General features: G+C 43.7%; 13 protein-coding genes. 4 read left to right on the forward strand and 9 right to left on the reverse strand.

Going from position 1 to position 11,971, the window contains the following annotated elements; translation table 11 throughout:
* Positions 1-161 precede the first annotated feature (161 nt).
* A complete protein-coding gene (locus tag AC59JO_RS20320) occupies positions 162-371 on the reverse strand; it encodes a hypothetical protein (protein WP_497307568.1) in 210 nt (69 codons plus the stop codon).
* A gap of 126 nt (positions 372-497) precedes the next feature.
* On the opposite strand from AC59JO_RS20320, the gene AC59JO_RS20325 reads away from it, so the two are divergent.
* On the forward strand, positions 498-2,213 hold the full coding sequence (locus AC59JO_RS20325; protein WP_497307570.1) for an IlvD/Edd family dehydratase: 1,716 nt from the start codon (positions 498-500) through the stop codon (positions 2,211-2,213).
* A gap of 179 nt (positions 2,214-2,392) precedes the next feature.
* A complete protein-coding gene (locus AC59JO_RS20330) occupies positions 2,393-3,160 on the forward strand; it encodes an SDR family NAD(P)-dependent oxidoreductase (RefSeq protein WP_413670853.1) in 768 nt (255 codons plus the stop codon).
* 79 nt (positions 3,161-3,239) lie between these two features.
* Here AC59JO_RS20330 and AC59JO_RS20335 read toward each other — a convergent pair whose 3' ends face one another.
* The 8 genes from AC59JO_RS20335 to AC59JO_RS20370 all read right to left on the reverse strand — a co-directional run bounded on the left by AC59JO_RS20335 (position 3,240) and on the right by AC59JO_RS20370 (position 9,935).
* Positions 3,240-4,094 carry an NAD-dependent epimerase/dehydratase family protein gene (locus AC59JO_RS20335; RefSeq protein WP_497307573.1) on the reverse strand — a complete coding sequence of 285 codons (855 nt, stop codon included), beginning with the start codon at positions 4,092-4,094 and terminating at the stop codon, positions 3,240-3,242.
* 3 nt (positions 4,095-4,097) lie between these two features.
* Positions 4,098-4,397, reverse strand: coding sequence for a GNAT family N-acetyltransferase (locus AC59JO_RS20340; RefSeq protein ID WP_413670851.1), 300 nt, complete (start codon positions 4,395-4,397; stop codon positions 4,098-4,100).
* A 64-nt stretch (positions 4,398-4,461) separates the two neighbouring features.
* Entirely contained in the window at positions 4,462-5,949 is a 1,488-nt protein-coding gene (locus AC59JO_RS20345; RefSeq protein WP_497307575.1) for an alpha-amylase, read from the reverse strand.
* 105 nt (positions 5,950-6,054) lie between these two features.
* Entirely contained in the window at positions 6,055-6,747 is a 693-nt protein-coding gene (locus tag AC59JO_RS20350; RefSeq protein WP_497307577.1) for a helix-turn-helix domain-containing protein, read from the reverse strand.
* A gap of 146 nt (positions 6,748-6,893) precedes the next feature.
* Positions 6,894-7,271 carry a hypothetical protein gene (locus tag AC59JO_RS20355; protein WP_497307579.1) on the reverse strand — a complete coding sequence of 126 codons (378 nt, stop codon included), beginning with the start codon at positions 7,269-7,271 and terminating at the stop codon, positions 6,894-6,896.
* 131 nt (positions 7,272-7,402) lie between these two features.
* On the reverse strand, positions 7,403-7,972 hold the full coding sequence (locus AC59JO_RS20360) for an NADPH-dependent FMN reductase (RefSeq protein ID WP_413670848.1): 570 nt from the start codon (positions 7,970-7,972) through the stop codon (positions 7,403-7,405).
* An 82-nt stretch (positions 7,973-8,054) separates the two neighbouring features.
* Positions 8,055-8,888 carry a universal stress protein gene (locus AC59JO_RS20365; protein WP_497307581.1) on the reverse strand — a complete coding sequence of 278 codons (834 nt, stop codon included), beginning with the start codon at positions 8,886-8,888 and terminating at the stop codon, positions 8,055-8,057.
* 87 nt (positions 8,889-8,975) lie between these two features.
* Positions 8,976-9,935: a zinc-dependent alcohol dehydrogenase family protein gene (locus tag AC59JO_RS20370; protein WP_497307583.1), complete on the reverse strand. Its 960-nt coding sequence runs from the start codon at positions 9,933-9,935 to the stop codon at positions 8,976-8,978.
* Between the two features lie 153 nt (positions 9,936-10,088).
* Here AC59JO_RS20370 and AC59JO_RS20375 point away from each other — a divergent pair, with 153 nt between their 5' ends.
* Together AC59JO_RS20375 and AC59JO_RS20380 are read left to right on the forward strand one after the other, a co-directional pair.
* Positions 10,089-10,676: a Crp/Fnr family transcriptional regulator gene (locus AC59JO_RS20375; RefSeq protein ID WP_497307585.1), complete on the forward strand. Its 588-nt coding sequence runs from the start codon at positions 10,089-10,091 to the stop codon at positions 10,674-10,676.
* Positions 10,677-10,761: 85 nt separating this feature from the next.
* The gene (locus AC59JO_RS20380; protein ID WP_497307587.1) at positions 10,762-11,916 is read left to right on the forward strand and encodes an alkene reductase; all 1,155 of its coding nucleotides are present in this window, start codon (positions 10,762-10,764) and stop codon (positions 11,914-11,916) included.
* Positions 11,917-11,971: the final 55 nt, after the last annotated feature.

Raw genomic sequence — 11,971 nt, forward strand, 5'->3', positions numbered from 1 at the left:
TTTTTTCTCCTCTTCCCTAACTCACTCTCAACCTTTAAAGAACTATCCCCGCTCCCTCGTTTGCGGGCTGCAAAGGTAGACACTTTTCCTTTTCATCCAAATTATTTTTACCCATTTTTAACCCATTCCCTATAACTCACTATTCCTCAATAAGAAAAAGTTTAAAGCAAGCCGCAAATGCCAGCGTTAGGGATAGTAGCGGATACCGGCCCGCGCCTAATGCCCGTGCAGTATGAGCGGATAGCCCGGCCGCAAGGAACGCCCATAACCTTATCAAATGGCAGTATTTTATTGTTATTTATAAGCCGTAAACCCGTAAACCCTCCCTTCAGCGATAAAAGCAATATGGATGGTACCAATACCTTCTTCATCACGGATATGCTTTGCCTATCTAAATTAAGTAAAAAGAACTCCAACTTTTCGTTTACGATACCTAAAACGATTTACAGAAATCTATATTTGTTAAATAACCAGAATAAACACAACACATCTAATATATGGAGGATAAACCGCTACGAAGCCGGCAATGGTTTGGTAAAAAGGGCAAAGACGGCTTTATATACCGCGCGTGGATGAAAAACCAGGGCATCCCGGCACATCAGCTACAAGGTAAACCCGTAATTGGGATCTGCAATACATGGTCGGAACTTACGCCCTGTAATGCTCATTTCCGGGAATTGGCGCAGTCTGTAAAAAACGGCATTTATGAGGCGGGAGGTTATCCGGTAGAATTTCCGGTAATGTCATTAGGCGAAACTTTGGTTAAACCTACTGCCATGCTTTACAGAAACCTGGTGAGTATGGATGTTGAGGAGAGTATTCGCGCCAACCCGCTGGATGGCGTGGTGTTGCTTTGCGGCTGCGATAAAACCACGCCGGCCCTGGTGATGGGCGCGTGTAGTGTTAATATCCCAACTATTGTTGTTTCGGGCGGGGCCATGCTAACCGGCAAATACCGGGGAAGGGATATTGGAACATCAGACATATGGCGTTTTTTTGCCGATCATCAAACCGGGCAAATGAACGATGAAGACCTTTATACTGCCGAGGCCTGTATGGCCCGAAGCCAGGGGCATTGCGCAGTAATGGGTACGGCATCAACCATGGCCTGCATGGTTGAATCGCTGGGACTTTCACTGGCAGAGAACGCTGCCATCCCTGCGGCCGACTCGCGTCGCAAAGTATTAGCGCATTTATCCGGCAGCCGCATTGTTGACATGGTACGGGAAGACCTCAAGCCTTCGGACATTCTTACCCGGCAGGCTTTTGAAAATGCCATCACTGTTAATGCTGCGATTGGCGGATCTACCAATTTTATTATTCACCTGCTGGCGATAGCAGGTCGCATCGGGATTGATCTGAATATGGATGATTTCAATACCTCCGCCCGTAAAATACCTTTGCTGGCCAATCTGCAGCCATCAGGCAAATATTTTATGGAGGATTTTTATTATGCCGGAGGTTTGCCAGCCCTGATGAAAGAGCTCCATGAACAGCTTAACAGCAGTGCAATAACCGTAAGCGGGCATCCTATCTCACGCAACTATGAAAACAGCGAATGTTTTAACCGCGAGCTCATAGCTCCGGTTGATAATCCTTTTAACCCAACAGCAGGCATAACTGTACTTAAAGGCAACCTTTGCCAAAACGGAGCGGTGATCAAACCGTCTGCTGCAAGCACTCATTTAATGCAGCATACCGGCAAGGCCGTAGTATTTGAAAACATAGAAGACTTTAATCACCGGATCAATGATCCTGGGCTGGATGTAGATAAAGACAGCGTTTTGGTATTGAAAAATGCAGGCCCCAGAGGCTATCCCGGCATGCCCGAGGTTGGCAATATGCTCATCCCTAAAAAACTGGCCGACCAGGGCATTACCGATATGGTGCGCATCTCCGACGGGCGAATGAGCGGTACGGGTTTTGGCACCGTAGTACTGCATGTATCGCCGGAAGCGGCAATCGGCGGAACATTGGCTGTGGTACAGGATGGCGATATTATCAAACTTGATGTACCCGCCGGCACGCTGCATCTTGAAGTTAGCGACGACGAGATAGCCGAAAGAAAATCAAAACTGGTATTAAATAACAATATCAGCAAACGCGGATACACTTATTTATATCAAAATCATGTGGAACAGGCACATCTTGGGGCTGATCTTGATTTTTTAAAGGGAAGCTCGGGAAGCGAAGTTTTGAGGGATTCACATTAACACATATAAAACTGTCATTTCGACGATAGGGGAAGGATTGCGCTGTGGGACGAGGAGAAATCTTATACGCCACGCATTTGCGTATCGCTTGTATAAGATTTCTCCTCACGCCGGGCACTCTCCCACGCACGCGTTCGTCGAAATGACAAGTGGCCATTAACCAACCATCAACCTAAAAAATGATAACTGATAAATTTAGCGGCCAAGTAGCCATAATAACCGGCGCCGGACAAGGCATAGGTTTTGAGATAGCTAAACAGCTAAGCCTTGCCGGAGCAGCCGTATTACTAAATGACTTGAGCGAAGAACTGGCCACCAGGGCGGCAGATACTATTAATAGTTTGGGAGGTAATTGTTATCCGATAGCCGGGGATGCTTCAGATATCGATTTCATACAGCAAATGGTTGCTGAAGCTGTTCAACGTTACGGCAAACTTACCATTGCCATTGCCAATGCGGGCATCACTTTGTTTGGCGATTTTTTGAATTATCCGGCCCAATCCCTGCAAAGTGTGATGAATGTTAATCTGCAAGGCAGCTTCTTTTTAGCGCAAAGGGCCGCCAGGCAAATTGTAAAACAAAAAAGCGGGGGAAGCATCTTGTTCATGTCGTCGGTTACGGGGCACCAGGCCCACCAGGACCTTGCCGCTTATGGCATGACCAAAGCTGCCCTCGAAATGCTGGCCAAAAGTTTGGTGGTTGAACTTTCACAGCATCAAATTACTGTAAATACCGTTGCTCCCGGCGCTACTTTAACCGAGCGTACTATGGAAGATGCCGGCTATCAAAAAACCTGGGCCCGCATTACGCCCATGGGTCGCGCCGCAACCGTTGAAGATGTGGCAAATGCCGTGCTCTTTTTAGTATCGCCAGATGCAAGGCATATCACCGGGCAAAACCTGGTAGTTGATGGCGGATGGACGGCGGTGAGTACTTCGCCTTATTAGTGAGTGGTTGATTGGGTGAGTGGTCTTCTTCCTTTGGATTAAAAACCAGACTTACGAAGTTTTAAAAACTTCGTAAGTCTTAATGGACTCTAAGATCATTCAATAAATAATCAAACGTAAACTTCGGCTCATAACCGAAATACCGTTTAGCCTTGTCGCTTACATAAACCCTATCGATGCTTTTCGGAAGAGCCCAACCTTTGGATTGGTAAACAGCTTCAGCACCCGGATAGTGTTTCTTTATAACTGATGCTGGATCATGCTTTAGCTGCGCAAGCTCGCCCTTTTTAAAAGGCGAACTGCTTGTGATGTTAAATATCTCGAACTCCGGAAAAGTTTGCTCTAAAGCCAATCGCAGACCTTCGGCACCATCCCGTTCATCAAGGCCGCGGTACAGGCGATGATTTAGTTTGAGGTTATCAGTTTCGGGCAGGAAACGACCAACCCTGTAAACTGATGTTTGCAATCCTTCGCGATAAAAGAAATCTTTACAAAGCTGCTCGGCAGTTTGCTTGGTAATGTCATAAATATCGCGGGGCTTAATCATCAATTCTTCATCAACCCAAACTGCCTGGTTAGCATCAACCATCGCATAGCCGTAAATAGATGTGGTGCTGGTGTACAGCATTTTTTGTACGCCGTTGGCTACACAGGCGTTGAGCAAATTAAGCGTGCCATAAATATTTACATCGATGAATGCTTCCCTTGGATAATTCAATTCATAATGCTTACCATGGATGGCTGCAGTATGAATAATTGCATCGATGTTTTGAGTAGCAGTCAAAACAGCATTTTTATTTAATATATCAACCTGCACATCGGTTGTTTCGGCAGGGATCAGGTCGATGCCTATAACATCATGACCGTGCGCCTGCAAATGTTTAACTGTAACTCCCCCTAACCTGCCCGATGAGCCTGTAACTAAAACACGCATATATTAATGTCCGGGCGCTATTGCCAATATCCGGGTCCACTCGGGGTGGCGTTTCAGGTATGATGCCACATAAACACAGAGCGGTACCAGTTTCAGATTGTTTTCTTCAATATAATTAAATGTCTTTTCAACAATGGCCGATGCAACACCTTTGCCTTCCAGCTCAACCGGCACTTCGGTATGGATGAGGTAAATTTTATCGTCTCTTTTTTTGTAGTCGATAAAAGCGCGGTGACCTTCAACAATCAATTCAAAATTGTGGATGGCTTCATTATTTACAAGGGGAATCTCTTCGTATTTCATAGCTGTATGTGTTACGTGATGAACAAATGTAAATGTATAAAATGTTCGCCCTGTTTAACAGATTTTACTTCTTAATTCCCCAAACCGATAACGATCCCGCTTTAACTTTAAACTCAGCCCAGCCATCGGCAGTGATCACTACTTCCTCCCCATCATGCTTGTTCAAATAATCCACAAAAACTTTACCTGCATGCCCGGCCCCGATTTCCATTTCCTTAAAACCATCCTCGCTGTTTGAAATTACCACGGCACAACCTGAATCTTCGTGATCCGTATCGCCTTCACGCGTCCAGCCTATACAATTTGGGTGATCAAAATAATCGCGCTGGGTTCCATAAGCCATATTTTTTCTTACATAAAGCATAGTTTCCAGCTCCTCAACCACAGGTAGTTCAATTTCGTATTCTTCACCGTCGCCGCCCTTGTCGGTATATTTTGCGCCGTACATATCGGCATAAAAAACACATGGATAACCGGCGTCGCGCAGTAATATAAGCGCATAGGCAATTGGTTTAAACCATTGCTCTACCGGCTGCTCCAACGATTGCAGCGGTTGGGTATCATGGTTTTCAACCAGGGTAACTGCCCGTTCGGGGTTTACACTAACCAATGTATTATCAAAAATTGTAGTGAGGTCATAATCCTTACCCTGTTTAGAAGCATGGTGCATGTTATCGTGCAGTGGGGCATCAAAAAGTGACATGCGACCTTCGGTAGCTTCAATATATTTTAACAGCTTGGGCAACTCAAAAGCCCAGTACTCGCCAACCGTAAAAAACTCGTGCTTAAACTCGCTGCGCATATAATCAAGCCATTCATTATAAAAACCGTGATCCATATGTTTTATGGCATCAAGCCTGAAGCCGTTAAACCCGGCAGTTTTGAAATACCATTTGCCCCAGTTTTTTAATTCCTCCCTTACGCTCGGGTTACGGGTGTCAATGTCCGAAAGCATAAGGTAATCATAGTTGCCATTTTCATCGTCAAGCACATCCTCCCAGCCCTCGCCATATTGGTTCTGGATGCTGAATATGGCCGTTTCCTTTTTATAAGCATCATAGTCAATACCCGAAAAGCATTGCCAATCCCATATAAATTTGGAGTATTTCCCTTTGCGACCGGGAAATGTGAATTTGGTATAAGCACCTATTTCATAAACATCGCTTATAAATTCGTTGCGGTTGGCCGGGTCAACCTTACGGGCGTTAACCTTTTCAATTTCATCGGCTCCGCCCATATGATTAAGCACAACATCAACATAAACTTTTAACTGGGCTTTTTGAGCAGCGGCTATGGCATCAAGATATTCCTGTTTGGTGCCGTATTTTGTAGCGATGGTACCTTTCTGATCAAATTCGCCAAGATCATAAATATCATAAACATCGTACCCGGCCGAGTAGCCTCCGCTTGCAGCTTTATAAGCCGGCGGAAGCCATACCGAATCGATCCCTTTTTTCTTTAAATTTTCTGCATCATTTTTTAACTGATTCCACAATCTGCCTCCGGCGGGGTAATACCATTCAAAAAACTGCAGCATTGTAAAATTTTCCATGCGTTTAATTAAGTAAGCTATTTTTAGTTGATACTTAACTAAATATACGCAGAAAGGTTTTATTGACGCTTAACCCCAATATTAAATCACTGTAAACCAAAATGTTTACCCTGCGTGAATCTGGTGAATTTTTTCTTTGGCGCTATCCAGCAATGACTCGTTACAACCGCTTTCATCAACCAGCTCCGCAATCCGATAGCTGTAATACTCGCGTTTTAATACAGTGGGGGCTATCCCGAAAGCATTGGCAAGCAGCATTAATTTTTCGGGATTAAAGGCCATTTCTCCTTTTTCAACCTGGGTTAAACATGCTTCTTCTACACCAAGCCTGTCGGCCAGTGCCTGAAGTGTAATGTTAACCGAATTTCTGTATTGATAAATAAAAGCCCCGAAATGACTTTGCGTGACCATATCTGAGGGCATGTTAATTACCGGCAAAACTTCTTCGGCTTTATAATCGGTATTGATATGCTGTACAAACAAATGCCGGGCGCTCTTAAATAACACCGAAAAGCGATAGGCCATCTGGTCAAACAAATTTTCGTCAATGCTGTAATTAACATTGCCTTTGATACCATACACCTTCAGGATCCCCAGATTTTTAAGTTCGGCTACATGTTTGTTTATGGTTTCGGTATTAAAGGGGATTTCGTAAAGCGTTTCGCGCTTTACAATATTATTATGTTCAATAATGATCCTGATAATGGCAACCCTTACCGGGAGCGCCAGAGCTTTGGCAAAGTTTGATAGTTCTTTATCGCTATCATCAAAGTTGGTATATGAATAGGAAAGTGGCATGCTGACAAATTATAAACGCTTATAACAGTTAAACCGCATAAGCAAATGTTTACGGGCCCGGGCCCGTGTAAAATGATTTATAAGTTAAAACGGGGGCTGCCATATTTAAATTGTCAATAACTGACAGTATATGGCCTTACAATTTGTCAAACAATCAATTGCCGGTTAAACAGGTAAATTGGTTGGGATAAAACCTTTTTAAGGTTTAATAACCTGATGAGGTGATATGTAATATGCTTTCGGAACCCGAAAAGCATAGGATACAATAACAACGATAGAAAAGAGAGCCTCAATCTTAAATTGACAACAGGATGTGCCAGCTTTTTTTGAATGGCAGTCATCAATGTCAGGCTGCCATCACGATATTGGAGAATACGTTTGCTAAACGATTTCTCCAGCAGGAAGATGTTAACCTTTACCGGAGGGTGCTGCCTGTTAAAAATCACAAAACCAACAAAAGGCTTTGCCACAAACATAAGTGTAGCAAACAATAAGACAAGCTTAAGTTTATATTGCGGTTTCATTACCGTAAAGCTATGTGTCTAATTTAACCTTAATGTTAAGTTTTGAACTACCTGAGCGCTATTTGATTGAAACTATAAAAAAATCCCCTGCCTGTTAAAGCAAAGGATTTTTCAGCTATCTAAATAGATTGTTATTTATCTTCCCGTATTGCTTTCATGCCCTTTGTCCATCGCACTAATTGATCGAGCATGATTTTGGCATTTTTATCAAGTCTCTCGTCTGCGGTAAAGTTATTATCCTCGTCAACAAATTGATTTAACTGAGGGATATTCACCATTTCGGCAAGGGCCACATTTTTAAGTGAGAGCAAATCGGTTTTTAAACTCATAACCGCTCTTACACCGGCAAAGGGGCCAATAGAATAGCTTACAATGCCACTTGGCTTGTAAGCCCATTCGTGTACCAAATATTCAATGGCATTTTTAAGCGGGGCCGGATAGCTATAATCATATTCGGCAGTTACAAAAATAAAGGCATCGGCTTGTTCAATTTTAGCGCTCCATTGTTTGGTGTGCTCATGTTCATATTGTTTAAGGGCAGGATGAACTGGCTCGTTCATCAGCGGGAGGTTAAGCTCACCAAGGTCAATCATTTCGGCCTCAAAACCATGGTTATTGGCCGCCTCAGTTATCCATTTGGCAATTGCGGGCCCTTTACGGCCCGGGCGTACGGTTGATGTTATTACTTTGAGTTTATACATGCTTATCTGTTTGCAGTAAATATTAACAATTCATTACAACTGCAAATAAATAAAAGGCAAGATGATAAAATCGTTACAAATTTTATTTAAGTATCAATACCGGGTGCCTGGCATTTAAAGATAAAGCCTCCGTGATGCTGCTATGGGTTAAATTATAAAAAAAGCTATGCTTACCTGGCAGGGCAATGATCAGTTGCACCCGCTGTTCTGTGGCAAAATTAAGTATACCACGTACTATATTCTTATCATCCGAATAATGCAGCTTACACTCATAGCAGTTAACCAATTGTTTTACCGAAGCTTCAAACTCGGCCTCCCGACCAATATGCTTGTTCTTCGGATCGACATAAAGAAGCATCAGCTTTGGGTTAAGCCAGCTGTGCGAAGTATTAAGGCCTTTTAAAACGCCGAGCCGGGCTACGGCTTCAAAATCGCAGGGTACCAGTGCCTGCTCTATTTTTTGATAATTACAATCAGGCGGGATCACCAATACTTTTACCGGACTGCTTTTTGCAATTTCTATGATCTGTTCACCAATCATACTTAACTCGTGCCCCATATCGCCCCCAACTATCATCAGATCAGGGTGCTGATCTTCAACTACATCGTGTATAGCCCTAATAATAGGCTCAGTACTAACTACCGTTTCTATTTCAATATTTTCGTGACAGCGGTTTTTCAGCTTTTTCATGAGCTCCCTAAGCTGAACTTCTATTTTTTGCCGCTCATTTTCAATATCATCAGCGCTTATCAGCAAAAAATCGGGCGAAGGAAGGATCTGCTCGTATACCGATGTATAGTAGCTTTTAAGGAGTATGATTTTCTTCACCGGCATATCGCAACCCATGTCGGCTGCATATTTGATGGCATTGGCATTGGTGTCGGAAAAATCTACAGGTATTAATATAGTTTTCATAACAAACAATTTAGGTACGTACGAGATCCGTGCGCTTAATGCTAAATTTACGATTTGTTTAACTATTTTAATACAACTATTTTATCGCTAAAACGCTAATAAAACCTTACCCCCTTTATTATAAGCAAAGGCATCCTTAAACTGTTCAGTTGGGAAAACTGCCGAAGCAGCAAGCTGAAATTCGGCCCGGCCAATGGAATGTACCAAATGGCTGATCATATGACTTCGTTCTTCATGTGAGAGTGCCGCCACATATCCCCTCACGCCAAAGCCCTTAATCACCAGGTTTTTAAAAACAACTTCGGCATTGAAATATGAAGTTGGTTCGGGATTAAGCAAACCGTAAGCAATAAGGTGCCCGCCTGGCGATAATGATGAAATTATTTCGGTAGCTAATGGCCCGCCAACAGCATCAAGCGCCGCTTTTATGCCTTTACCTTTGGTAAGCTCATCAATAGTTTGCTTAAGCTTTCCCGATTCGGGAACAATTACGTGTTCGGCCTTTAATGCAAGCAACTCTTTTTTTTGCTCCTCATGGCGCACCGTGGCGACCACACAAATTCCTTTTTCTGCAGCCAATTGTATTACTATGCGCGATACTGTTGAATGACCGGCAGTAAGCAGCAGCCAGTCGCTGCTTTTAACTTTTGCTTCCTGTATCAGGCCATATGCAGTGTAAGCGTTAAGTAGTAATTGTGCTGCTTTTTGTAACGGGAAATTGTCGGGTAATAATACAACGTCCTGCTCATCAACTACCACGTATTGCGCCCAGGCTCCTATTTTACTAAAAGCTACCAGGCTGCCTTTGGGGATAATGCTATCATGCCCTGCCTCTTCAACGTAACCAGCGCCTTCCAGTCCTGCTATTTGCGGCAACACGGGTTGATAGCGATATTTCCCCTCAATAAAAAGCAGGTCGGCCGGATGTATGGGGCAGGCCTTTACCCTAATGAGCAATTGGCCGGGCGCCGGTTTGGGATAAGCTAAGTGTTTCAGTTGTATCACATCGGCGGCATTACCTGCCTGCTCAAAAACCAGTGCTTTCATAGTTGAAATACAAATTTCGGCTATGAAAGTTTTAATAGCATTTGATAAGCCATAGCTAAAGTGACTATTTGTTTATCCCAAAGTTGTTAGATTTGAGACACGAAGGCACGGGATTAGAAAACCAATCGGGCTTCGGTTTAATTAAAGACGATCATGGATGATTTTTCGGCGATAGTGAACTATGTAAAGCGGTATATCCAGCTCACGCCGGAAGAAGAAGCTTTTTACGTTTCGCTCCTAAAGATCAAAAAGGTAAGGAAGAAACAATTTATCGTTCAACCCGATTTTGTTTGCAATCATCGTACCTATGTTGTTAAAGGCGCCCTGCGCTCCTATCTTATTGATGCAGACGGGCAGGACCACACGGTAGCTTTCGGCATTGATGACTGGTGGATCTCTGATTTTAACAGCTTTTTTTTCAGGCAGCCAGCCACACTGTTTGTAGAAGCACTGGAAGTAAGTATAATTATCCAGATCTCATACGATGACGAACAACTGCTGCTTAACACCTGTCCAAAATTTGAAAAGTTTTACCGCATCCTTGCTCAAAACGGATACGCTTATCTTCAAAAACGTATTTTGGCCGATATCAGCCTCGACGCCACCGGGCGCTATGAAAATTTTCTTCAAAAATACCCACTCGTTGCCTCCCGGGTTCCGCAATATGCATTAGCCTCATATTTAGGCGTTTCACACGAGCTTTTAAGCAAGATCCGCAACAAACGGGCTAAAAAAAGTTGAAAAACTTCAACTGAATTTCTTGGTTTTCTTCATTTTTATACAGGCCACTTAACCGGACCTTTGATTATCAATTTAATCAAAGCAAATGGAAAATTCAGTTAACGGGATAAGTGACCTAACAGGCGATAAAAGCCTTGCATTATCTCAAAATAAATTATTCAACCCTATAAAAGTCGGCGCTACTGAACTAAGCCACCGTGTGGTAATGGCTCCGCTTACCCGCATGCGCACAGTTACCGGCAGTATCCCAAACGATCTGATGGCCGAATATTACAACCAGCGCGCAACCGAAGGCGGTTTGATTATCGCCGAAGCCACCCTGGTATCAACCAACGGACAAGGTTATTACGGAGCACCGGGCATATACAATGATACACAGGCCGAAGGCTGGAAAAAAGTTGTTAACGCCGTGCATAATAAAGGTGGTAAGATCTTTTTACAATTGTGGCATGGTGGCCGTCAATCGCATGTGGATTTGCAACCCGACGGCGGCTTACCTCTTGGCCCATCTGTAATCCCTCATGACGATGTGGTTTACACGCCTAAAGGCTGGGTGCCCGTAACGCTTAACCGCGAAGCTACCGTAGCGGATATTAAGGCCATTGTTGCCGATTTCCGTTCAGGTGCAGAGCGTGCGCTTGCCGCCGGTTTTGATGGCGTAGAACTGCACAGTGCCAATGGCTACCTGATAGACCAGTTTTTACAGGATGGCTCAAACCAAAGAACAGATGAATATGGCGGCACTATCGAAAAAAGGGCCCGCCTGCTTTTAGAAGTAACCGAAGCTATAGTTTCTGTTTTCGGTGCCGATCGCGTAGGTGTACGTGTGGGACCAAGCGGAACATTTGGCTCTATGCATGATAGTGACCCAGTCGCTCTTTTCAGCTATGTTGCCGAACAATTAAACAAGTTTGGGCTGGCTTACCTGCATATTATTGAACCACGCATCAATGGCAGTTATGAAGTTGCCGAAGGTCTTGAACCGGTAGCATCCAAAAACCTGAGGGCCATTTTTAAAGGCAACATTATCTCAGCCGGTGGCTTTCAGCCCGATAATGCCGAAGATATTATTGAAAAAGGCGATGCAGACCTGGTTGCCTTCGGCCGGTATTTTATATCTAACCCGGACCTGGTTAAAAGGATAAAAGAAAGCCTGCCGCTTAACGCTTATGACAGGGATACTTTTTACGGAGGGGATGCACGTGGTTACATCGACTATCCTTTCTACAGCAACAATTAATTTAAAACGCAAAAGACTTACTTCATAAATGAGGCAAGTCTTTTGTGTCAGTAAT

The sequence above is a fragment of the Mucilaginibacter sp. A5337 genome (assembly GCF_059690695.1).